The organism is Amycolatopsis sp. WQ 127309, from assembly GCF_023023025.1.
In the GTDB taxonomy this organism is placed as follows: Bacteria; Actinomycetota; Actinomycetes; order Mycobacteriales; family Pseudonocardiaceae; genus Amycolatopsis.
In genome coordinates this window covers 7,545,754-7,567,209 of sequence record NZ_CP095481.1, presented here as the reverse complement: position 1 = coordinate 7,567,209, position 21,456 = coordinate 7,545,754, and the positions used below count along the sequence as shown (strand labels likewise).

At 72.5% G+C, this 21,456-nt stretch carries 28 protein-coding genes; 13 read left to right on the top strand and 15 right to left on the bottom strand.

Translation table 11 applies throughout. The features are described 5' to 3' along the window. Positions 1 to 34 precede the first annotated feature (34 nt). Positions 35 to 325 carry a DUF1540 domain-containing protein gene (locus MUY22_RS34085; protein WP_247051281.1) on the top strand — a complete coding sequence of 97 codons (291 nt, stop codon included), beginning with the start codon at positions 35 to 37 and terminating at the stop codon, positions 323 to 325. Between the two features lie 56 nt (positions 326 to 381). On the opposite strand, the gene MUY22_RS34080 is transcribed toward MUY22_RS34085, so the two are convergent. Together MUY22_RS34080 and MUY22_RS34075 are read right to left on the bottom strand one after the other, a co-directional pair. Beyond that, positions 382 to 531, bottom strand: a complete 150-nt coding sequence (locus MUY22_RS34080) for a hypothetical protein (RefSeq protein WP_247051280.1) — start codon at positions 529 to 531, stop codon at positions 382 to 384. Further along, entirely contained in the window at positions 528 to 1,268 is a 741-nt protein-coding gene (locus MUY22_RS34075) for an SDR family oxidoreductase (RefSeq protein WP_247051279.1), read from the bottom strand. Before MUY22_RS34075 ends, MUY22_RS34080 begins: the two co-directional genes overlap by 4 nt. A 132-nt stretch (positions 1,269 to 1,400) precedes the next feature. On the opposite strand from MUY22_RS34075, the gene MUY22_RS34070 reads away from it, so the two are divergent. Beyond that, entirely contained in the window at positions 1,401 to 2,270 is an 870-nt protein-coding gene (locus MUY22_RS34070) for an RNA polymerase sigma-70 factor (protein ID WP_247051278.1), read from the top strand. A gap of 36 nt (positions 2,271 to 2,306) precedes the next feature. On the opposite strand, the gene MUY22_RS34065 is transcribed toward MUY22_RS34070, so the two are convergent. Next, positions 2,307 to 3,125 carry a family 1 encapsulin nanocompartment shell protein gene (locus MUY22_RS34065; RefSeq protein WP_247051277.1) on the bottom strand — a complete coding sequence of 273 codons (819 nt, stop codon included), beginning with the start codon at positions 3,123 to 3,125 and terminating at the stop codon, positions 2,307 to 2,309. Positions 3,126 to 3,127: 2 nt separating this feature from the next. Beyond that, a complete protein-coding gene (locus tag MUY22_RS34060) occupies positions 3,128 to 3,679 on the bottom strand; it encodes a hemerythrin domain-containing protein (protein ID WP_247051276.1) in 552 nt (183 codons plus the stop codon). Positions 3,680 to 3,922: 243 nt separating this feature from the next. Between MUY22_RS34060 and MUY22_RS34055 the strand changes: the two genes are divergently transcribed. Then, positions 3,923 to 4,717: an IclR family transcriptional regulator gene (locus MUY22_RS34055; protein ID WP_247051275.1), complete on the top strand. Its 795-nt coding sequence runs from the start codon at positions 3,923 to 3,925 to the stop codon at positions 4,715 to 4,717. Here the strand turns inward: MUY22_RS34055 and MUY22_RS34050 are convergent. Both MUY22_RS34050 and MUY22_RS34045 read right to left on the bottom strand, forming a co-directional pair. Further along, the gene (locus MUY22_RS34050) at positions 4,684 to 5,640 is read right to left on the bottom strand and encodes a hypothetical protein (RefSeq protein WP_247051274.1); all 957 of its coding nucleotides are present in this window, start codon (positions 5,638 to 5,640) and stop codon (positions 4,684 to 4,686) included. The two genes, MUY22_RS34055 and MUY22_RS34050, sit on opposite strands and share 34 nt — an antisense overlap. A gap of 62 nt (positions 5,641 to 5,702) precedes the next feature. Next, entirely contained in the window at positions 5,703 to 7,082 is a 1,380-nt protein-coding gene (locus tag MUY22_RS34045) for an MFS transporter (RefSeq protein ID WP_247051273.1), read from the bottom strand. Positions 7,083 to 7,273: 191 nt separating this feature from the next. Here MUY22_RS34045 and MUY22_RS34040 point away from each other — a divergent pair, with 191 nt between their 5' ends. From MUY22_RS34040 to MUY22_RS34010, 7 genes are all read left to right on the top strand, one after another. After that, entirely contained in the window at positions 7,274 to 8,164 is an 891-nt protein-coding gene (locus tag MUY22_RS34040; RefSeq protein ID WP_247051272.1) for a DUF6282 family protein, read from the top strand. Positions 8,165 to 8,177: 13 nt separating this feature from the next. After that, entirely contained in the window at positions 8,178 to 9,050 is an 873-nt protein-coding gene (locus tag MUY22_RS34035; protein ID WP_247051271.1) for a hypothetical protein, read from the top strand. After that, positions 9,047 to 9,817 (top strand): HpcH/HpaI aldolase/citrate lyase family protein, encoded by a 771-nt coding sequence (locus MUY22_RS34030; RefSeq protein WP_247051270.1) that lies wholly within the window; start codon positions 9,047 to 9,049, stop codon positions 9,815 to 9,817. Before MUY22_RS34035 ends, MUY22_RS34030 begins: the two co-directional genes overlap by 4 nt. Next, entirely contained in the window at positions 9,814 to 10,659 is an 846-nt protein-coding gene (locus MUY22_RS34025) for an LLM class flavin-dependent oxidoreductase (protein WP_247051269.1), read from the top strand. The genes MUY22_RS34030 and MUY22_RS34025 overlap by 4 nt, the downstream gene beginning before the upstream one ends. Next, entirely contained in the window at positions 10,659 to 11,588 is a 930-nt protein-coding gene (locus tag MUY22_RS34020) for a 3-keto-5-aminohexanoate cleavage protein (protein WP_247051268.1), read from the top strand. Before MUY22_RS34025 ends, MUY22_RS34020 begins: the two co-directional genes overlap by 1 nt. Further along, positions 11,585 to 12,343: an SDR family NAD(P)-dependent oxidoreductase gene (locus MUY22_RS34015; RefSeq protein ID WP_247051267.1), complete on the top strand. Its 759-nt coding sequence runs from the start codon at positions 11,585 to 11,587 to the stop codon at positions 12,341 to 12,343. Before MUY22_RS34020 ends, MUY22_RS34015 begins: the two co-directional genes overlap by 4 nt. A 111-nt stretch (positions 12,344 to 12,454) precedes the next feature. Then, a complete protein-coding gene (locus MUY22_RS34010) occupies positions 12,455 to 13,276 on the top strand; it encodes a CPBP family intramembrane glutamic endopeptidase (protein ID WP_247051266.1) in 822 nt (273 codons plus the stop codon). Here the strand turns inward: MUY22_RS34010 and MUY22_RS34005 are convergent. Beyond that, positions 13,260 to 13,934 (bottom strand): response regulator transcription factor, encoded by a 675-nt coding sequence (locus MUY22_RS34005; protein ID WP_247051265.1) that lies wholly within the window; start codon positions 13,932 to 13,934, stop codon positions 13,260 to 13,262. The two genes, MUY22_RS34010 and MUY22_RS34005, sit on opposite strands and share 17 nt — an antisense overlap. After that, entirely contained in the window at positions 13,931 to 15,061 is a 1,131-nt protein-coding gene (locus MUY22_RS34000) for a sensor histidine kinase (protein WP_247051264.1), read from the bottom strand. Before MUY22_RS34000 ends, MUY22_RS34005 begins: the two co-directional genes overlap by 4 nt. Before the next feature lie 144 nt (positions 15,062 to 15,205). On the opposite strand from MUY22_RS34000, the gene MUY22_RS49545 reads away from it, so the two are divergent. Continuing rightward, complete coding sequence (locus MUY22_RS49545; RefSeq protein WP_256474735.1) at positions 15,206 to 15,334, top strand: hypothetical protein; 129 nt, start codon at positions 15,206 to 15,208, stop codon at positions 15,332 to 15,334. Between the two features lies 1 nt (position 15,335). Here the strand turns inward: MUY22_RS49545 and MUY22_RS33995 are convergent, their stop codons facing one another. Genes MUY22_RS33995 through MUY22_RS33980 form a run of 4 tightly spaced genes read right to left on the bottom strand, consistent with a single transcriptional unit; the run spans position 15,336 to position 17,338 of the window. Continuing rightward, the gene (locus MUY22_RS33995) at positions 15,336 to 15,743 is read right to left on the bottom strand and encodes a hypothetical protein (protein WP_247051263.1); all 408 of its coding nucleotides are present in this window, start codon (positions 15,741 to 15,743) and stop codon (positions 15,336 to 15,338) included. 50 nt (positions 15,744 to 15,793) lie between these two features. Beyond that, on the bottom strand, positions 15,794 to 16,087 hold the full coding sequence (locus tag MUY22_RS33990; RefSeq protein WP_247051262.1) for a hypothetical protein: 294 nt from the start codon (positions 16,085 to 16,087) through the stop codon (positions 15,794 to 15,796). Between the two features lie 23 nt (positions 16,088 to 16,110). Next, positions 16,111 to 17,034 (bottom strand): alpha/beta hydrolase, encoded by a 924-nt coding sequence (locus MUY22_RS33985; RefSeq protein ID WP_247051261.1) that lies wholly within the window; start codon positions 17,032 to 17,034, stop codon positions 16,111 to 16,113. A 40-nt stretch (positions 17,035 to 17,074) separates the two neighbouring features. Continuing rightward, positions 17,075 to 17,338, bottom strand: coding sequence for a GlsB/YeaQ/YmgE family stress response membrane protein (locus MUY22_RS33980; RefSeq protein ID WP_247051260.1), 264 nt, complete (start codon positions 17,336 to 17,338; stop codon positions 17,075 to 17,077). A gap of 124 nt (positions 17,339 to 17,462) precedes the next feature. Between MUY22_RS33980 and MUY22_RS33975 the strand changes: the two genes are divergently transcribed. After that, positions 17,463 to 18,179: a transporter substrate-binding domain-containing protein gene (locus MUY22_RS33975; RefSeq protein ID WP_247051259.1), complete on the top strand. Its 717-nt coding sequence runs from the start codon at positions 17,463 to 17,465 to the stop codon at positions 18,177 to 18,179. Positions 18,180 to 18,182: 3 nt separating this feature from the next. Here MUY22_RS33975 and sigJ read toward each other — a convergent pair whose 3' ends face one another. Next, positions 18,183 to 19,064, bottom strand: coding sequence for an RNA polymerase sigma factor SigJ (sigJ, locus tag MUY22_RS33970; RefSeq protein ID WP_247051258.1), 882 nt, complete (start codon positions 19,062 to 19,064; stop codon positions 18,183 to 18,185). A gap of 88 nt (positions 19,065 to 19,152) precedes the next feature. Here sigJ and MUY22_RS33965 point away from each other — a divergent pair, with 88 nt between their 5' ends. Further along, positions 19,153 to 19,761 carry an LUD domain-containing protein gene (locus MUY22_RS33965; RefSeq protein ID WP_247051257.1) on the top strand — a complete coding sequence of 203 codons (609 nt, stop codon included), beginning with the start codon at positions 19,153 to 19,155 and terminating at the stop codon, positions 19,759 to 19,761. Position 19,762: 1 nt separating this feature from the next. On the opposite strand, the gene MUY22_RS33960 is transcribed toward MUY22_RS33965, so the two are convergent. Both MUY22_RS33960 and MUY22_RS33955 read right to left on the bottom strand, forming a co-directional pair. After that, complete coding sequence (locus MUY22_RS33960) at positions 19,763 to 20,758, bottom strand: DUF3592 domain-containing protein (RefSeq protein ID WP_247051256.1); 996 nt, start codon at positions 20,756 to 20,758, stop codon at positions 19,763 to 19,765. Then, a complete protein-coding gene (locus MUY22_RS33955; protein WP_247051255.1) occupies positions 20,755 to 21,315 on the bottom strand; it encodes a hypothetical protein in 561 nt (186 codons plus the stop codon). The genes MUY22_RS33960 and MUY22_RS33955 overlap by 4 nt, the downstream gene beginning before the upstream one ends. Between the last annotated feature and the right edge of the window lie 141 nt (positions 21,316 to 21,456).

Genomic DNA, 21,456 nt, shown 5'->3' with positions numbered 1-21,456 from the left:
CGCACACCACCACCACGAAACCCGGGAGCCCGGTATGACGACGACCGAAATGCCTGCCGTCCACGAGTGCACCGTCAGCGGCTGTTCCTACAACGACGACGGCTGCCACGCCTTCGCGATCACCGTCGGCGGCGACAACGGCTCGGCCGACTGCGGCACGTTCGTGCCGCTGAACACCAAGGGCGGCCTCGACCGCGTCACCGCGCAGGTCGGCGCCTGCTCCCGCGCGGACTGCCGGCACAACGCGGCGCTGGAGTGCACCGCCTCGAGCGTCCGGATCGGCGCCGGCGGCGGCACGGCGAACTGCCTGACCTACCAGAAGTAGGCCGGCCCCGGGTGGACGCCGCGCGTCCACCCGGGACACCTCACCCGGGGTCGAGGTCACTCACGAACGCGGTGCGCCGGTGGCTCACCGTTCGGGGTCCTCCGTACCGCGTGCCGCTGCCACGCGTCCTCGGCGTCGTCGGCGTCCACAGTGGACAGTGCGGCGCCGGTGCGGCCCGCGCCGCCGGAGCCGGTCACCCGCGTCATCGGGCCAGCCACTCCGCCAGCCGGGTCTCCGCGACCTGCGCGCCCGGCCCCGGCAGGAGGCTGTCCTTCTCCAGCAGCGTCCCGAAGTAGCGTGCCCGCGGGTCGGAGACGACCTCGCGCGCGTCGGACCGCGCGGCCAGCACCGTGCGGACCCACTCGTCGAGGCCGAACACCTCCGGGCCGCCGATCTCGATCGTGCCGCCGGCCGGCGCGCCGGCCGCGGCCCGGCCGACCGCCGCGGCCACCTCGGCGGCCGCGATCGGCTGGACCCCGCCGCCGGGCAGGCGCACGACGCCGTCCGTCGTCGCGGTGTCCGCGATGCCGCCGGCGAACTCGAAGAACTGGGTCGCGCGCACGATCGTGTAAGGCAGGCCGGCGGCCTCGATCAGTGCTTCCTGCGCGACTTTCGCCCGCAGGTAGCCGGACTCGGGCAGCCGCTCCGAGCCGACCACCGACAGCGCGACGTAGTGCCCGACCCCGGCTTCCTCGGCGGCGTCGACGAGGTTCCCGGTCGCGGTGCGGAAGAACGCCATGACGTCGTCGTCCGCGAATGACGGCGAGTTCGACACGTCGACCAGGACGTCCGCGCCCCGCAGCACTTCCTTCAGCCCTTCGCCGGTGATCGTGTCCACGCCGGTGCTGGGCGCGGCGGGCACCGCCTGGTGGCCGTGCTCCCCCAGCCGGGCCACGACGGTCGAGCCGATGAGTCCGGTACCGCCGATGACGACGATCTTCATGGTGTTCCTTTCGTCGGTGGTGTTCGTCAGGGAAGACAAGACAGCCCGCCGGATCGTGACAGCGACCTGCCTCACACCGCGGCCACCGCTAGGCTCGGGGTCAGGCCCGAAAGGGTGTGGTGAAGGGGATTCATGGACGTGACCGCCGACCTGGACGACGCGGCCGCCGTCTTCGCCGAGGTCCGGCCGCGGTTGTTCGGCATCGCCTACCGGATGCTGGGCGGTGTGGCCGACGCCGAAGACCTGCTGCAGGAGGTCTGGCTGCGGTGGCAGACCTGCGACCGGTCGGCCGTCACCAATCCGGGCGCCTACCTCGCCACGACGACCACGCGGCTGGCCATCAACGCGGGCAAGACCGCCCGCGCGCGGCACGAGACCTACGTCGGGCCGTGGCTGCCGGAGCCGGTGGACACCTCGGCCGACCCGCAGCTCGGCGCCGAACGCGCCGCGGCGCTGGAACTCGCGGTCCTGGTGCTGCTGGAGAGCCTGACGCCGACCGAGCGCGCGGCGTACGTGCTGCGCGAAGCGTTCGACTACCCGTACCGGCAGATCGCCGAGATCGTCCAGGCGACGGAACCCGCGGCCCGACAGCTGGTCAGCCGCGCCCGCAAGCACCTCGCGGCCGGCCGCCGCGCCCCGGCGAGCGCCCCCGAGCAGCGGCGCCTGCTGACGGCGTTCGTCGCCGCGGCCCAGGCGGGTGACCTGGCGGCGTTGGAGGACCTGTTCGCGGCGGACGTGGTGAGCTACTCCGACGGCGGCGGCGTCGCCCGCGCGTCGCGCATCCCGGTCCACGGCGCGACGACGGTGGCGAAGTACGTCCGCGCGTTCGCGGACCGCTTCTGGGTGGGTGTCGAGGTGGCGCCGGTGGTCGTCAACGGCCTGGACGCGGTGGTCCTGCGGCGTGACGGCGTCGCGTTCGCGGTCCTGACCGTCGCGGCGTCGGCCGAGGGCATCGACCAGGTCTTCTGGATGATGAACCCCGCCAAGCTCGCGGCGGTGTAGCCGGTCCGTCCACTGAGGACGGACCGGCTCACGCGCTCAGGCCGTGAGGGTGATCGCGGCGTCCGGTTCCGCGACCCGGAAGCTGAAGCTCTCCTCCAGGTACAGCGTCACGCTCTCGGCGTCGTGGTAGCTGTAGCCGACCGCGAGGTCCTGGCCCAGCTCCAGGAAGAAGTCGCCGCCGGCGAGGCTCAGGACCATCGCGCCGTCCAGGCCGGGGGCGCGGACGATCTTGCCGCCGCCGAGGACGCGGCGGACGTGGTCGAAGACCAGCTGGCCGCCGTGCTCGGTGCTCTCCACGATCCGGGTGTAGCCCGCCGGGCCGATCGCGAGGCCGTACGGGCCGTCGATGCCCGCGCGGCGCAGCGTGTCCACCGCCCGGGCGATCACGCCGGGGTACGCCTCGGCGTTCGCCCCCAGGGCCGGCCGGTCGTACGGGCACGTCTCGGCGATGCCGGTCATCCCCGCCGCCGCCCAGCCGTGGAACACCGCGCGGTTCTCGACCATCGCGATCTGCTTCGCGGCGCGGTCGAGGTCGTCGAACTCCAAGTCGTCGGCGCCGCGTTCGGCGTCGTCCAGCTCCGCGCGGGACACGGTGAACGGGACGCGGACCTCGGCCAGCGGCAACACGCGGCGCTGCCGGACGAGGACGCCTTCCTCACCGTCGGGCAGGGAGGACCCCTTGAGGGAGGTGGTCCGGCCCAGGTCGGTGGCGGAGTACTGCCAGCCGTGCGGACCGGCGACGTCGACCAGGCGCCGGGCGGCGAGGTGCGTGTGCAGCCGTTCCTTCGCCTCGGCGTCGACCTCCTTCCACCCCGCGTCCGTGATCGGGGCCAGACCGCGCATCAGGTGGTTCATGTTCAATCCCGTTCCTTGAGGCTGCCGATACCGAGCGAACCGTCGCCGGGGCCGGTACCGAGTTCCGCTTCGACGTACTCTTCCGGGTCGATGTCGCTGACGTCGAGATCGCGCGCACCCTCGTGCTGCCGCTTGAACTCGACGAACTTGCGGCCGAGCTCTTCGCGCAGACCGGGGTCGGCGTGCCGCCGGAAGTCGGCCAGACCCTCGTCCTCCTCCTCGGCCATGTGCTCGCTGTTCGCCATCCTGGCCTTCCGGACGGCGTCGAGCCAAGCGGTGCTGCCGACGGGGTGCAACGCGGCCTCGTGGACGCCGTCGCGGATGTCGTTGTGGTCGCCGATCGCGTCGAGCGTCTCCTCCTTCGCGTCTTCGCCGCGGCGGAGCAGGTGCGGGTAGAAGATCTCCTCCTCCGCCCGCGCGTGCACGTCGAGCAGGTCGGCCAGCGGTTGCCAGACCGCCGCCAGCTCACCGGCGTCGGAGATGTCGTCCATGCGGGCGAACTGCCGCCGGAACCAGTCGTGGTCGTCGAGGATAAGGCTGGTGATGTCGGCCATGCGGTCAGCCCCTGACCCGCGGTGTGGTGGAAGTAGCCATGCCCGTCTCTACCCCGTCCCCGGCACCGGAAAACACCGGACCGCCAGTCTCCGGCGCGGCCGGGTGCCGTGCCCGGCCGGACGCGGGGTTTTCACCCTTACGAGGGTGCCCGTGAACGGGGCCCGGGTCGGGTAGCCTACGGACGTGTTCACGAAGTGAACATCCTTTTCACGCCCTCGATCACCGCTCGCCGGAGGCTCCCCGTGACCAAACCGACCCGGTCGCCGGAGGCCACGCGCGCCGATCAGGCGGACATCCAGGCGGTGAGCCGCGTCAGCCAGATCCTGGCGCTGTTCGACCCGGCCACGCCGGAGGTGACGGCCGGCGAGATCGCCGAGCGGCTCGGCCTGAACCGCACCACCGCGTACCGGTACTGCACGTCCCTGGTCGCGGCCGGTCTGCTCGAACGCAGCGCCGAGGGCGGGTACGTCCCCGGTGGCCTGCTGCTGCAGCTGGGCGCGTTCGCCATCGGCCACCGCCGCGTCGTCAACCTCGCCCCGCGGCACATGCAGGCGCTGTCGCGCGCCACGCAGACCAGCGTCGTGCTCAGCCTGTGGGGCCTCACCGGCCCGGTGGTCTCCCGGGTCGAGGAGAACGTCTCGACGATCGTCGTCGTGTCGGTGCGCGTCGGCAGCCACCTGCCGCTGGACACGGCGCAGAGCAAAGTGTTCCTGGCCTACCACGCCGACCAGCTGTCGATGGAACGCCTGATGGCGAACCTGTCCGGTTCGGCGCGCGACGAGCTGCGCGACGACGTCGAACGCGTTCGCGAAGTGGGCCACTGTTCCGCGATGAGCACACCCGGCGTCGTCGCGGTGGCCGCGCCGGTGTTCGACGAGTACGGCATCTGCGCCACCATCGCCATCGTCGGCCCGGACAACACGCTCTCGATGTCGGACGACGCGCCGGAGCTGCGGGTCATCGCCGACACGGCGCGCGAGCTGACCCACGAGCTGGGCGGCCACTACCGCCCGGACGACCTCAGCCGCGCGGTGTAGGGCAACCAGGCCGGCGACGGCAGCGGCGGGATCTCGGCGTACTCCCGCGCCCCGGCCAGCGCGCTGCCCACGAACGTCGCCAGGTCCAGGCCTTCCAGCCCGGCGACCAGCTTCGCGATCACCCCGGGACCCTCGATCCACAACGCCGTGACGACCTCGACGGCCGACGCGCCCGAGGCGAGGAACCGCCGGACGTCGTCGGCGGTGCGGGCGCCGTTGGTGCCGATCAGCGGCACGTCCGCGCCCAGGGCCAGGCGCGTCTTGCCGACCCAGTACAGGCTCATCGGCAGGCACCCTGGCGCACTCCACGCGCCCCAAGAGCCGAGGACCGCGCCGCCGTCGAGGTCGGGCAGGAAACCCGGGTACCGGCCGACCAGGCCGATCGCGTCCGCGCCCGCCGAGCGGGCCGCGCGGGCGAGCGCGACGACGTCGGACGCCTGCCCGGGCAGCTTGACGAACAGCGGCACGTCGACGGCGTCCCGCACGGTCCGGACGGCTTCGCCCACCGCGTCCGCTTCGGTCAGCTGGCGCACCGCGGACGCCTCACGGCCGTGCGGGGCGCCGATGTTCAGCTCGACGGCGGGCACCACGGCCGCCAGGGAACGCCCGATGCGCGCGGCCGCGGCGGGTTCCCCGAGGGTGATGCTGCCGATGACCGGGCAGCCCCGCGGGGCGCCGTACGCGCCGGCGTCGGAAAGGATCGCGAGCCAGTCGTCCAGGTCCACCTGGGCGAGGCCGGAGCGGTTGAGCAGGCCGTCTTCGAGCCGCGCTCCGCCCGGCGGCCGCACCGCGCCGCCGGGCGAGACGAACGCGTAGTCCGCGATGTCCAGCTGCCGCCGGGCGGCGGCGCTCTCGTTGACGGACTTCGCCACCACCGCCCCGGCTCCCGCGTCGACGCAGGCGAAGAGCCCTTCGCGGGTCATGGTCAGCTCGGACGAACCGACCCAGACCGGGTTGGCGGTGGCGAATCCACCCGGCTGTCCGATCAGGACAGTGCCGGGATCGTGCTGTCGTCGCCCATGTCGACGTCCTTGGTCTCCGGGCCGAGGAAGCCGCCCAGGCTGATCAGCACGCCGGCGAGCGCGATGAGCACCGCGGGCGCCAGGTGCGCGGGCATGACGCCGTCGAACCGCTGCAGGTAGAACTGGTAGAACGCCGGGGCGATGAGGGCGAGGCTGTAGCCGACGCCGTAGCCGGTGGAGCGGATGCTCGCCGGGAACCGCTCGGTCAGGTACGCCGCGATCGGGCCGAACGTGCCGACGGTGAAGATCCCGATCAGCACACCCCAGCCGAGCGCCGCGCCGAAGCCGCCGTCGGACGCCATCAGCAGCGTGTACGAGCCGGCGCCGATCACCAGGACCGCGAGGCCGTAGCCGATGTAGAACCGCCTTCGCCCGATGCGCTGGGACAGCAGCCCGAAGAACGGGTACGACAGCGCGGCGGCGGCGTTGATGACGAGCATCGTCATCGTGACCTCCTTGCTGGAGAGCAGGAGGTGCGACTTCAGCTGCGCGGGCGTCACGGCGGCTTCCATGTTGGTCGCCAGCCAGGTGCCGGTCATCAGCACGAACACCTGCGCCAGCGCCCGCGGGTACTTCACCAGCAGCCGGACGAACGGCATCTTGTGCTTCTCGCCGGTCAGCTCCGCCGGCGTCTCGTGCACGTTCTTGAGGTAGTAGCGGAACAGCACGGCCGCCAGCGCCGCGCCGACGAAGAACGGGATCCGCCAGCCCCACTGGACGTAGGCGCTGTGCAGCCCGGCCGAGGGCAGCAGCTGCAGCATCAGCAGCGTGATCGCGGCGATCACGGCGTACGCGGCGGGCGAGGTCGACGTGATGATCGAGGCGTAGAGGCCGCGCTTGTGCTTCGGGCTCCACTCCATCGCGAGCGGCACCGCGGTCGTGTACTCGCCGCCGAGGAAGATCCCGTCGACGAACCGCAGGCCGATGAGCAGGCCGACCGACCACACCCCGATCGTCTCGTGGCCGGGCAGGCACGCGGTCAGCAGCGTGATGGCCCCGAAGCCGCCGACGGCGACCAGCGTCGTGCGCTTGCGCCCGACGGTGTCGGCGAAGTGCCCGAAGATGATCGCGCCGAGCGGGCGGCCGATGAGCGTGGACGCGAACACGAGCGACGCCAGCAGCGCCGTCGTGCTCGCGCTCAGGTTGGCCGCCTGGAAGTACGCCGTCGCCGGTGCGAGCACCACGATCGGCAGGTAGATGTCGAACTGGTCGACGAAGTAGGCGAGGGTCCCGCCGCGGACGGCGGCGCGCACCTTGGCGCTGTCCGGGCCGTGCGGGACGCGGGGGCTGACGTCGTCCAAGGCCGTCGATCGCGGCTCTGCGGCGGGTGGCGGTACGGACATCGTCGTCCTCCGAGGGCTCTGGCTACTCGCAGCGCGTAGGTGACCACACCGAGTGCAATCCGAACTGCGAGTTCACGAAGTGAACAACGGATACCGTAAACACGAGATCCTCGCCGCACAAGAGGGTCTCCAGGGTTGACACGCGGTCTTATAGTGAACTTCGAATTCACAATGCGAACGAAGGGCTGCCCATGAGCCAGCGTCCCGCCATCGCCGCCGTCCTGGACGGTCTGGTCGACATGCACGTCCACTCCGGGCCCAGCCCGTTCCCCCGGCGCTTCGACCACGTCGAGGCCGCGCAGGACGGCGCCCGGATCGGGCTGCGCGCCATGGTCGCGAAGTCCCACCACCACAACACCCAGATGGACGTCCTCGCGATGAAGGGCCGCCTCGAAGGCGTCGCCGCGAAGGTCTACGGCGGCATCGCGCTGAACAGCACCGTCGGCGGGCTCAACGTGCACGCCGTGCGCATGTGCCTGCGGATGGGCGGCAAGGTCGTCTGGTTCCCGACCATCTCCTCGGGCCGGCACATCGACTGCCACCCCGAGGACGGCGCCTTCCCGACCACCACCGTGCCGCTGACGCTGGAGCGCATCGACATCGTCGACGACAACGGCGAGCTGAAGCCCGCGGCGATCGAGATCCTCGACGAGATCAAGGACCAGCAAGCCGTCCTCAACGGCGGGCACATGTACCCCGAGTACATCAAGACGCTCTTCGCGGCGGCCAAGGAACGCGGAATGAAGCGGCTGGTCGTCAGCCACCCGGACTTCGTGATCGGCGCCGACCCGGAGCTGTGCCGCGAGCTGATCGAGCTCGGCGCGTTCGTCGAGCACGAAGTCGGCATGTACGACCCCGAGGGCAACCAGAAATGGGACCCGAAACAGCTCCTGACCTGGATCGAGAAGCTCGGCCCCGAGCACATCGTGCTGGCCTCGGACTTCGGCCAGCAGGCCAACCCGAAGCCGGTCGACGCGTGGATGCGGGTCGGCGAGGCGCTGCTCGACCTCGGCGTGCCGGAGAAGGACCTGCGGCGGATGGTCCGCGACAACCCGACCTACCTGCTCGACCTCGACGCCTGAAAGGACTCCCCCCGTGTACGAAAAGGACGATCCCCGGTCCGCGCTCGCGACAGCCACCGCGTCCCGGCCGGACAGCGGCGCCGCGATCACCACCGCGCAGTACCTCGACCTGCACGACACCGAGGTCGTGCGCGCGCAGAACGTCATCCTGATCCACACCGAGGCGCACGCCGGTGACGACCTCGACAACGGCTACCTGGAAGGCGAGCTGGCGATCGTCGTCACCGGCGCCTCCCCCGCGTTCACCCTGTTCACCGACGACGGCGCCACCCGGATCGCCGAGCCCGGCCTCGTCGTCGCCCCGCCCGGCGCGTCCCGGATCAGCGTCGAGGGTGACGGCCCGCTCGTCCGCCTGGTCGAGGCGACCGAACGCGACTGGCGCGACCGGCCCGCGAACGCCGGTGCGTACGCCGAAAACCACCCGCGCGTCACGCTCCTGCGGCGGTGGCCGGAGCCCGCCGGCGGCAACCGCGTCCGGTTCTACCCGCTCTCCGAGGTCCCGCAGGACCCGAAGCGGTTCGGCCGCATCTTCCGCACCCGGGCGTTCATGGTGAACTTCCTGCCCGAGCAGGACGGCCCGCGCGACCCGCGCAAGCTCTCGCCGCACCACCACGACGACTTCGAGCAGCTTTCCCTCGCCGTGCAAGGAGAGTACGTCCACCACATCCGCACGCCCTGGCTCAACGACCGGACGACGTGGCACGACGACGAGCACGTGCGGATCGGCAGCCCGTCCGTCACGGTCATCCCGCCGCCGACCGTGCACACCTCGGAGGCGAGCGACCCGGGTGTCAACCAGCTGATCGACATCTTCAGCCCGCCGCGCGTGGACTTCTCGGAGAAACCGGGCTGGGTCCTGAACGCCGACGACTACCCGATGCCGTGAGCGCGCGCACCGGCGGCGGGCTGTTCACCCGCGAGACCACTCCCCTGGGCACCTGGCTGAAGATCGCGTCGGGCGAGCCGGTCGAGATCATGGCGTACGCCGGGTTCGACTTCGTCGTGATCGACCTGGAGCACGCGCCGCTCGACCTGCAGACCGCGTACCGGCTGATCAACGCGGCCGCCGCGCTGGGGGTCACGCCCGTCGTGCGGGTGCCGGACACGACGGCGTCGACCATCCAGAAGATCCTCGACGCGGGCGCCATGGGCATCCTCGTGCCGCACGTCGACACCGTCGAGCAGGCGGCCGCCGCCGGGCGCGCGTGCCGGTTCCCGCCGCACGGCGTCCGCGGCGCCGGCGGCACCAGCCGCGCCGGGGCGTGGGGCCTGCGCCCGAACGCCGAGTACCTCGCCACCGGCAACGACGAGGTGCTGTGCATCCCGCAGCTCGAGAGCGTCGAGGCGATCAAGGCCGCGCCGGAGATCCTGGCGCTGGACACCGTGGACGCCGTGTTCGTCGGCGCCGCGGACCTGTCGATGTCGATGGGCTCGACGCCGTCGTCGCCCGAGGTGCTCGACCTCATCGCGTCGGCGATCGAGGCCGCGCACACCGCGGGCAAGCGCTGCGGGCTGGCGTTCGGCGGCGTGCCCGAGCGAGCGGCGCAGGCGGTGCGCGACGGCTGCGACTTCGTCCTGCTCAGCAACGACACGACGATGCTGGCCGACGCCGCGCGCACCCTCGTCACGGCGTTCCGGGAAGCCGACGGATGACCCTTTCCCTGCCGCGCACCGCGTTGTCGATCGCCGAGCTGGACGACCTCGACCACGAGGGTGCGATCAAGTTCGTCCACGCGCTCGAAGAAGCCGGGCACCGGATGGTCTGGATCCCGGAGGTCGCCGGGCGTGAAGCCTTCACGACCGCGGCCCTCGTGCTGCAGTCCACGGAGCGGCTGATCGTCGGCAACGGCGTCGCCCGCGCGCTCGAACGCGTGCCGAAGTCGGCGGCCTCCGCGGCGCGGGACCTCGCCGCGGGCTTTCCCGGCCGGTACGTGCTCGGGCTCGGGGTGAGCGGGGCGGTCCGCGAACGCGGGGTCGGACCGCTGCCGTTCCTGCGGGACTACCTCGACGGCGTCGAGGCGACCCTGCCGAGGGCCGTGCCGCGGGTGCTCGGCGCGTACTCGGAAGGGATCACCCGGCTGGCCGCCGAGCGCGCCGACGGGCTGCTCACCTTCCTCGTCACGCCCGAGCACACGCGCTGGGCGCGCGAGACGATCGGGCCGGACCTGTTCCTCTCGGTCGTCCAGTGGGCGGTGGTGGGCCGGACGCGGGCGGCGGCTCGCGACGTCGCCCGCGAGCGCCTCGCCTACTACCTGACGCTGCCGCACCAGCTCGCCAAGCTGACGCGGCTCGGCTTCACCGACGCCGACCTCGCGCCACCGGGGTCCGACCGGCTGGTCGACGCGCTCGTCGCGTACGGCACGCCGGACCAGGTGCGCGAGTCGTTGCGGCAGCAGTACGACGCGGGCGCGACGCAGGTCGCCGTCACCCTGGTCGGCCCGCTGGACGACGCCAAACTCGACGCTTACCGAGCCCTCGCCGAACAGGAGAACTGATGCGCGCAGCCGAAAAGGTCATCATCACGACCGCGATCACGGGGTCGGTGAACATCCCGTCCCAGAGCCCCTACCTGCCGCTGTCGGCCGCCGAGGTGAGCAAGGCGGCCCTGGAGGCGATCGCCGCCGGGTCGGCCGTCGTGCACCTGCACGCCCGGCACCCCGACGGGCGGCCCGCGTTCGAACCGGCGGTCTTCGACGAGATCCTCGAGCCGATCATCGCCGAGACCGACGCCGTCATCAACATCACCACCGGCGGTGCGTCGTCGATGACCATGGACCAGCGGCTCGCGGCGGCCCACCACGTGCGGCCCGAGCTCGCGTCGCTGAACATGGGGTCGATGAACTTCGTCTACTCGGGCATCGCCGACAAGGTCACCGAGTGGAAGCACGACTGGGAGAAGCCCTACGTGCTCAACACCTACTCCCACCCGTTCGTGAACACCTTCGACAAGATCGAGCACACCCTGCGCACGCTCGGCGCGGCCGGCACCCGGTTCGAGTACGAGTGTTACGACATCGGGCACCTGTACTCGCTCGCCCACTTCGCCGAGCGGGGCCTGGCGAAGCCGCCGCTGCTGATCCAGGGCGTGTTCGGCGTCCTCGGCGGCATCGGCGCCGACCACGCGAACCTGGAGCACATGGTGCGGATCGCCGACAAGCTCTTCGGTGACGACTACCAGTTCTCCGCGTTCGCGGCCGGACGCGACCAGCTGGCGTTCGGCACGCACAGCGCGTGGCTCGGCGGGCACGTGCGCGTGGGCCTCGAAGACAGCCTGTGGATCGGCAAGGGCGAGCTCGCGGAGAGCAACGCCCAGCAGGTGCGGAAGATCCGCGCCGTCGTCGAGGACATGGGCAAGCAGATCGCCACCCCGGACGAGGCGCGGGCGATGCTCGCGCTTCGCGGTGCTACCAAGGAGAACGCATGAGCACCCCCCTGCTCGCGGACAAGGTCGTCCTCGTCGTCGGCGCCAGCTCGGGCATCGGCGCGGAGGCCGCCCGCGTCTTCGCCGAAGACGGCGCGTCGGTGATGCTCGTCGCCCGCACCGAGGAACCCCTTGCGGCGCTGGCGAAAACCCTCGACGCGGCGGGCCACGACGTCGCGTACACGACGGGAGACGTCGCGGACGCCGACAGCGTCGCGGCCTTCGTCGACGCGACGATCGCCCGGTTCGGCCGGCTCGACGGCGCGTACAACAACGCCGCGATGGGCCAAGGCGGCCGGCTCGACGCGGTGTCCGAGGCGGACTTCGACCGGATCATGGCGGTGAACGTCAAGGGCACGTGGTTGTGCCTGCGCGAAGAGGTGCGGGTGATGGAGGCGCAGGGGTTCGGGGCGATCGTCAACGTGAGCAGCATCGGCGGCCTGCGCGGCAGCTCCGGCATGGGCGCCTACCAGGCCACCAAGCACGCGGTCATCGGCCTGACCCGCACCGCCGCGCACGACTTCGGCCCGCTCGGCATCCGCGTGAACGTGATCGCCCCCGGCCCGACGGAGTCCCCGATGCTCGACGAGCTGCGCCGCACCATCCCCGGCGGCGTGGAAGCACGCATCGCCGCGACGCCGTTGCGGAAGGCCGGCACCGGAGCCGAAGCGGGCGCCACCGCGGCCTTCCTGCTCAGCGACCGGGCGAGCCACCTCAGCGGCGTCGTCCTCCCGGTGGACGGCGGGTTCACCGCCTGATTGTCCCTCTCGAGAGCTACACCGGATGTCCGTCACGGAGTGATGTGGCACCGGCCAACGCGCTCGTAATCTCGCCGCACTCCACAAAGACGTCCGGCGAGAGGAACCCCGATGACCACCCCCACCGAGCGGAAGCCCCGGCTGCGGCGCTTCCGGTTCCCCGTCCTGCTCCTCGCCACCGCCGTCCTGCTGATCGCGGCCCGCGGGCTGGACGCGCTCGTGGCGGGCGTGCCGGTCCTGCGCCTCCTGGTCGGGGCCGGCGCGGCCGCCGGCGCCGTCTTCGCCTACAAATGGGTGGCCCGGCGGGTCGAGAACCGGGACGAGATCACCGAACTGGCCACCGCCGGGCGCTGGGGCGGGCTCGGGCGCGGCGCGCTCATCGGCGGCGCCGCCTTCGTCGCGACCATGCTGCTCTCGATCGTGTTCACCCACGCCGACATCAGCGGCGGCTCGTTCTGGGCCTGCCTGGGTGTGGCCGGCTCGATGGCTTCCGTCGCGGTCACCGAGGAACTGCTGTTCCGCGGGGTGCTCCACCGCATCCTGGAGCAGCGCGCGGGCAGCGTCATCGCGATCGTGGTCTCGTCGCTGCTGTTCGGCCTGACGCACCTGATCAACGGCAACGCCACGCTCTGGGGCACCCTCGCCATCGCCGTCGAGGGCGGCACGATGCTGGCCGTCGCCTACACCGCCACGCGGTCGCTGTGGCTGCCGATCGGCCTGCACTTCGCCTGGAACTGGCTGCAGGGCGGCGTGTTCGGCACCGCGGTCTCCGGCGCCGACAGCGAACCCGGCCTGCTGCGCACCGTCCTTTCCGGACCGGCCGCGCTCACCGGCGGCTCGTTCGGCCCGGAGGCCGGCCTGTTCGCGCTGCTGTGCTGCCTGGTGCCGACGGTGCTGCTGCTCCGCCGCGCGAAGCTCATCCCTCGGCGCTGACCAGCCCGGTCCGGTAGGCCAGCACCACGGCCTGCACCCGGTCCCGCAGGTCCAGCTTGGTCAGGATCCGCGAGACGTACGTCTTCACCGTCTCCACGCTCAGCACCAGCTCGGCCGCGATCTCGGCGTTCGACAGGCCGCCGGCGATCAGCTTCAGCACCTCCAGCTCCCGTCGGGCGAGCCCGTCCAGGGGGCCGCCGGCAGGAGCGGCCGGGCGGATGCGGTCGGCGTAACGGCCGATCAGCGTCCGGGTCACCGAAGGCGCGAGCAGCGACTCGCCGCGGGCGATCGTGCGGACGCCCTCGACGAGCTCGTCCAGCGGCGCGTCCTTGAGCAGGAACCCGCTCGCCCCGGCGCGCAGGGCGTCGTAGACGTACCGGTCGACGTTGAACGTGGTGACCACCAGGACCTTCGCCGGGTCGGCCGCCTCGGGGCCGGCGATGCGGCGGGTCACCTCGATCCCGTCCAGCAGCGGCATCTGGATGTCCATCACGACGACGTCCGGGCGCAGCCGGTCGAACTCGGCGAGCGCCTCGTGGCCGTTGGCGGCCTGGCCCACGACGTCGAGGTCCGGCTGGGCGCCGAGCACCGTCACGTACCCCGCCCGGATGAGCTCCTGGTCCTCGCAGATCAGGACGCGGATCGGATCGTCGGTCATCCGTTGCTCCTCGTCGGAATCCGGGCACTGACCACGAACCCGTCCCCCGACGGGCCCGCGGTGAACCGGCCGCCGAGCGCGTCGACGCGGTCCCGCAGCCCGGCCAGCCCGCGGCCGCCGGACCCGAGGGCGCCGGCCGCCGTCGCCGGGCCTTCGGTGGTCACCTCGATTTCGAGGAGGTCGGCGCGGTAGCCGACGCGCACCGCCGCGGGCCGGCCGGCGGCGTACTTGGCCGCGTTGGTCAGCGCTTCCTGCACGATCCGGTACGCCGTGAGCTCGGTTTCGGCTGGCAGCGCCGGGCGTTCGCCCTCTTCGACGAGCTCGACCACCCGCCCCGGCTGCTCGACGAGGGCGCGCAGCGCGCCCAGGCCCGGCGTGCGCGCGCCGGTGGCTTCGAGGACGCCCAGCAGGAACCGCAGCTCGGTCAGGGCGTCGCGGCCGGAGCCGGTGATGGTGGTGAGCACTTCGGGGACGCGCTCGGGTGGCAGGTACCGGGCGGCGTCGGCCTGCACCACCATGGCGGTCACGTGGTGGGTGACGACGTCGTGCAGCTCGCGGGCCAGCCGGGCGCGTTCCTCGGCCGCGGCGGCGCGGGCGGTGAGCCGCCGCCGCTGCACCTCCTGCCGCCGCCGTTGCCGCACCAGGGCGCCCAGCAGCCAGAACAGCGTCAGCACCGCGAAGTAGACGACGTAGTCGAGCAGCCCTGACGGCGACCCGCGAAGGGCCAGCAGGACCGCGAAGGCGACGTACCCGGCCGACGCCGTCGCGGCCAGCGCCCGGCGGAACCGCTCTTCGTGCGCTCCGGCGGAATAGAGCGCGAAGTACAGGGCGAGGCTGCCGACGGTGGTGGGGTACGCGAGCACCTCGTGCGCGGCGAAACCGGCCGCGGTCACCGCGAACGCCGCGGCGGGCCACCGGGTCCGCACGGCCAGCGGGAGCGTCTGCCCGAGCACCAGCACGACCGCGAGGAACCCGCCGTCGTGCCGAGGCAGATCGCCGAACTGGGCGCCGAGCACGGCGAGCCCGGGCACGAACGCGGCGACCGTGACGACCACCGCGAGGCCCCGGTCCCGGACCTCGAGCGAGACCCCCGCCCACCGGCTCCGGAGACGTCCCAGCTTCGGCATGGCGGGGAGCCTAGCGAGCCCCGGACCCCGCCGGATCACCGATCGCCGTCACCCGTGTGGGGGACGCGGGTTTTACCGGGTCACGGCGAGGGTAGCCAGCCTCCGGCCGGACGCGGGACGCGTCCCGCGGAGAAGGAGCGGTTCGTGGTCATCATCGGCATCACCCTCGGCGCGAGCGGGCTGGTCCTCGGCATCGGCGTGCTCTTCCTGCTCGGCCTGCTGCTCCTCGTCGGCGGGCTGATGTTCCGGCTGCTCGCCAAGCAGGCCTTCTAGTTCACAGCTCCCGGTCGCGCAGGTACGCCGCGATCCGGACGCGCAGGCCGCGGACGTGCACCAAGCTCAGGGTGAAAGCCGCTTCGGGCTGCTCCGCCGGAAGGTGGCACGGACCCGCGATGTGCACGAAACCGTCGTCGGGGTCGTGCCGCGGCGCCGACCACACGTCCTGCTCGCCCGCCGAGCGATCCTCGGCGCGGGCCCGCGCCGACCAGTAGACCGGCAGCTTCATGACCTCGCCGAGCGCCTTCCCGAAGGTGGGCAGATCGGCCTCCGGCAGCGCGAGCCCCCGGCCGCTCCACACGCGCGGGTCTCCCGGCGCGGACCGGACCCGGGTGAAGGTGGCGATGTCACCGGCGGTGCCGATCGTCCAGTGCGGTGTTTCGGTGGTGGTGGTGGTGGTCGCCACGGTTTCTCCTCGTGCGTAGCGGCCCCCAGGCTGACGCCCACTCTAGTGGATCACCCGGCGTCCCACGGCCGGCCCGCGAGGAGGTTCGTCACCCAGCGCACCGCCAGCCCGCAGAGCGCGCGTTCGGGGCCGCGCCGGTGGGACACCACGACGTCGTCGCACCAGAGCATCAACGCGGTCGCCCCGCCGGCGGTCGGGGTCAGCCCGACGACCCAACGCCGGCCGTGCGCGTCGACGGTGCGCTCGGCGGTGAGCCACCAGCCCTTCGACGCGGTGACCGTCCACGCCCGCACCTGGGCGAGGTCGGCCACCGAAGCCGGTTCACGCGCGGTCGGTTCGTCCACATCGGCCACTCTCGCACACCGGTTCACGTTTCCCGAACGATCGCGAACGCCTTCGTGAGGTGCGCGGCCACCGCGTCGAGCGCGGCGACCGCGACGCCGACCGGCTTGCCGTGGGTGAACCCGTGGTCGACGCCCGCGAACCGCTCGTGCGTCACCGGGACGCCGGCCCGCGCCAGCCGGGCCGCGAACCGGTCGCTCTCGGCCGCCATGGTGTCCAGTTCCGCGGTCATCACCAGCGCCGGCGGGAACCCGGCCAGGTCGTCGTCGAGCGCGGGTGACGCGAGCGGCTCGCTCCGGCGTCCGGCGTCGGCGAAGTACGTCCGGTACATCAGGTTCAGCAACCAGGGCGCGACCGCCGGGTGCTTCTCCGGCGACGTGCGCTCGCCCGGCGCCACCGTCACGTCCGTCGCGCCGTAGCCGCTCACCAGGGCGAGCGGCCGGAAGGCACCGCTGTCCCGCGCCTGCTGGCAGACGTTCACCGCGAGCTTGGCCCCCGCGCTCATCCCGCCGACGGCGAGCCGCCCGCCGTCCCAGCCGTGCTCGGCGCCGTGGCGGGCGACCCACGCGGCGACGTCGTAGGCCTGCTCCTCGGCGACCGGGTACCGCACCCGGGGCGCCGTGTCGTAGTCGACGTTGACGACCACCGCACCGGTCCGGGCCGCGACGTAGCGGCAGAGGTGATCGTCCTGCTCCGGCGCGCGGACGATGAAGGCGCCTCCGTGGAACTCGACGTACACCGGCGGCGTCTCCGGCCCGGGTGCCGGGCGGTAGACGAGGCAACGGACGTCGCCGTGCCGGGTCGGCACCCGGATCTCCGCGGGGTCGGCGATGCCGGGGCCGAGGTCCCGCAGCCGGTCCCGCAGTTCCTTCGGCACCGAGCCGATCACCGAGAACGAAGCCTGCAGCAGCCGGGCGCCCAGGCGCGCGGCAAAGGGAAAAGTGGTCATCCCAAAAAGGTAAGCGAGTTACCTTTGCGCGTCAAGCACCTCAGTCTCGGCGGCTGCCGAAGATCAAGCGGTAGCCGACCAGGATGATCAGCGCGCCCAGCACGGCGAGACCCCAGGTGCGCAGGTCGAAGAACGTGCCGAGGTCGGTGTGGAAGAGCGTCTTGCCCACCCAGCCGCCGACGAACGCGCCGCCGACGCCGAGCAGGATCGTGATGATGCAGCCGCCGGGGTCCTTGCCCGGCATGAGGATCTTCGCGATCACGCCGGCGATGAGCCCCAGCACGATCCAGCCGATGATGCCCACGGACTGCTCCTCTCATCCACGCTCGACCCAGCCGGCACAGGATGGCAGCCGGGCGTGGCGGCGTCGCGCCGAGTGAGGTGGACGTGACCTGGATCTCAGCCGGCCCGCCGCTAGGGTCCCGGCCATGGGAACGCCGATCGCCGGAGACCTCGCCCCGACCGGCGTCCTGCGCGCCTCGATCAACCTGGGCAACGCCGTGCTCGCCCAGGGCACGCCGGACGCGCCCACCGGCGTCACGGTCGACATCGCGCGCGAGGTCGCCGCGCGGCTGGCCGTCCCGGTGGAGTTCGCCTGCTTCGACGCGGCGCGGAAGTCGTTCGACGCCTTGGCCTCCGGCGCCGCCGACCTCTGCTTCCTGGCGATCGACCCGGCCCGCGCGACGGAGGTCGCGTTCACCGCGCCGTACGTCGTCATCGAGGGCGTGTACGTGGTGCCGCGCGGCTCGGCGCTCACCACCCCGGCCGACGTCGACCGGCCGGACGTCCGGATCGGCGTGAAGCAGGGCTCCGCCTACGACTTGTTCCTCTCCCGCACGCTGGAGCACGCGACCGTCGTGCGCGGCGACGAAGGCGTCACGACGTTCGAGACCGAGGGCCTCGAAGCCGCGGCCGGCATCCGGCAGCCGATGACCGCCTACGCCGCCGCGCACCCCGGCGTCCGAGTCGTCCCCGAGCGGTTCATGCGGATCGAGCAGGCCGTCGGCACGGGCAAGGACCGCCGCCCCGAGACCGTCGCGTTCCTGCACGACGTCGTCGAGGAGCTGAAAGCGAGCGGGTTCGTCGCCGACGCGTTGCGGCGCGCGGGCCGGCCCGACGCCGCCGTCGCTCCCCCGGCCCGCTGACGCTCAGGCCGCCGTCCAGGCGCGCAGCTTCTCGGGGTTGCGCACCGCCCAGATGTGCTTGATCCGGTCACCCTCGACGTCGAACGCGAACACCGTCACGGTGACGCCGTCCTGCTGGGAGAGCAGGCCGGGCCGGCCGTTGACGGTGGTCTCGCGGAAGGTCATGCCGGGCAGCACGTCCAGGATCGCGACACAGGCGCGCGCGACCGCTTCGCCGCCGTACACCGGTTCGAGGCGGGCGGTCGCCAGCCCCCCGCCGTCGGCGGTCGCCGTGACGCCGGGGTCGAGCAGGCCGACCAGCGCCGCGATGTCCTGGGCCTCCCAGGCCGCCTTGAAGCTCCGGACGAGGTCCGCCTGCTTGCCGGTCGGGGTGGCCACGGGTGGGCGCGACGCCTGGATCCGCCGGCGCGCCGACGAGGCCAGCTGCCGGCACGCCGCCGCCGACCGGCCGACGATCCCGGCCACTTCGGCGAACGGGTAGCGGTAGACGTCGTGCAGGACGAACGCGACGCGCTCGGCCGGGGTCATCGCCTCGAGGACGACGAGGAAGGCCATGTCGACCGACTCGTCGAGGGTGACCCGGTCCGCCGGGTCCACGTCGATCCACTCCGTGCTCCCCGGCAGCGGCTCCGGGATCCAGTCCCCCACGTACGCCTCGCGCCGCACGCGCGCGGAAGCGAGCTGGGTCAGGCAGATCCGGCCGGCGACCGTCGTCAGCCAGGCACCGGGTGACGCGATCGCGTCCCGCTCCCGCGCGGACAGCGCGTACCAGCGGGCGAAGGTCTCCTGGACGACGTCCTCGGCGTCGGCCAGCGAGCCGAGGAGCCGGTAGCCGAGGCTGGTCAGGTGCCGCCGTTCGCTCGTGATCGGGTCGGGCCGGGTCATCGGGTCGCCTCACATTCCGCGGTGCTGCTTGGTCGTAGTCCTGACGAACCCCACGGCTTCGTTGTGACACGACCCCGCAGGAGGAACCATGACCCCGTTCACCGCCGCCGCGCCCGCGGCGAGCCTGGAGCGAGCGGCTACCGCACTGAAGGAACACGGCTTCGCCGTGGAGATCCTCGACGACGTCGCCGCCGCGCGCGACCGCGTCCGCGAGCTCGTCCCGGCCGGTGCCAGCGTGTTCACCTCGGCCAGCGAGACGACCCGGCTGTCCGGCATCGAAGAGGACCTCAACACCGGCGGCCGGTACGACGCCGTCAAGCCGCGGGTCCTGGCGATGGACCGCGCCACCCGGGCCGACGACATCCGCCGGCTGATCGCCACGCCGGACTTCGTGGTGGGCAGCGTCGCGGCGGTCACCGAGACCGGTTCCGTGGTGGTCGCGTCGGGCAGCGGCAGTCAGGTGCCCGCCTACGCCGGCGGCGCGGGCCGGGCGATCTGGGTCGTCGGGGCGCAGAAGGTGGTCCCCGACACGGCGACCGCGTTGCGCCGCCTCGAAGAGCACGCGCTGCCGCTGGAAAGCGCCCGCGCCCAAGCGGTCTACGGCCAGCCGAGCGCGATCAACCGCCTGCTGGTCCTCAACGCGGAAGGTCCCGGCCGCGTCACGATCCTGTTGCTGCGTGAGGCCATCGGCTTCTGACTCAGCCGCCGAGGGACGCGCTGCCGTCCGGGCCGGTGACCACGATCCGCAGGGTCACCGCGCCCGCGAACGGGACCACCGTCACCTGCCACGTCTGCGGTGCGCCGACCTCCAGGGTGCTCCGGGCCTTCGCCACCAGAGCCGGGACGCGGTCGACCGGCAGAGCGCGCAGGTCGAACGACGGGACCGTGACGCCGGTCGGCGCGAACACCACCGACAGGCGGTGCTCCTCGACGACCGCGGTGAGCACCTTGGCGACGTCCGCGTGCTGCGCCAGGCCGTCGACGGCGCGGCGCAGCTCGCCCGCGTCCGCCAGGGACTGTCCCGGGCCGACGGTGACCGTGGCCGAGCCCGAGGAGGACGTGACCGACGTGGGTTCGGCGGCGGAGGAGGCTTCGGAGGCTTCCGCCGCCGGGGCGAACAGCTCGGCGCGGAACTGCAGGACGACCACGGCCGCGCCGACCAGGAGCCCGAGGAGGACGAGAAAGCCGGGCCCGGCGCCCGTCGACGGCTTCCGGGCCACAGTGGACTCGGGCGCGGACGCCAGGGTGGCGCCGGCCGCGCGGCGCGCCCATTCCGCGTCCGGCTCGACGATCCGGGCCTTCCACGGCCGGTCCGGCGGGTACGCGACGACCAGGACGTCACCCGGCCGGTAGCCCGGCAGGTCGACCAGGTTGACGTCGAGGCAGGCTTCGGCGCGGAACGACGGCTCGCCGTGCGGGGCGATCGTGAGGTCGAACCGGACCGGCACGTCACCCGTCTCCGTGCCGCCGGCGCGCAGGCTCTCGATCTTCGCGAGCGCCACGCGCGGCACGACCGCCGCCTCCCGCGCCCGCCGCGGCATCCCGGCGACGAACCGGAGAAGGCCGTAGGCGAAGGGAAGTCCGACGCCCGCGAGGATCAGCGGGACGTTTTCGATGATGATGCCGGTGACGAAGGCGCTCACCGTCACCCCGATGACGGCACCGGTCAGGAACCCGCGGACGAACTTGATCACGACGTACTCCGCTCGGTGTAGCGGCGGCGGCCGGTCACGGCGTGGCCGAGCACCAGCAGGGTCACCACGAGCATCAATGCGGGCACCCACCAGTCGGCGTAGTAGCAGAGCCAGCCCCAGAAACCCCACGGCTCGTCCTGGTGGAACACCGGGTCGACGGCGGTGCCGACGGCGAGCGGCGGGAGCCACTCCCGCGCCGACATCCACACGCCGACGGTGCCGCCCGCCAGCGCCAGGACGGCCGGGAACACGGGCCTCGCCGGCCGTCCCCGGTAGCGCCGCGCGGCGGCCCCGGCGAGGCCGGCCGTGAAGACACAGCCGAAGACGCCCAGGGTGCCCCAGACGACCACGTACGGCGGGTCCGCGTCGCCGCGGTCGTCGAAGATGCTGTCGATCGCCATGGTCCGGAACTGCGCCACGACCCCGCCGAACCCGAGCCCGGCCGGCACGCCCAGCGCCACGGTCGCGACCGAAGCCACGATCAGGGCCGTGAGCACCACCGGGTGCCCGTGCCACCGCTGCGGGCGCTCGTGCCGGGCCCGATACTTCGCGTTCACCGCAACCACCTCCTGTCCTCGAGACGTCCCCAGCCTGCGCGGGCCCGGCTGCTACCGAACCCAAGTTTTGGCCACGATCAGGTGAGAAAGCGGTGGCTCGCCGCGAAGAAACAATTCCCGAATGCCGCGTAAAACGTCGCG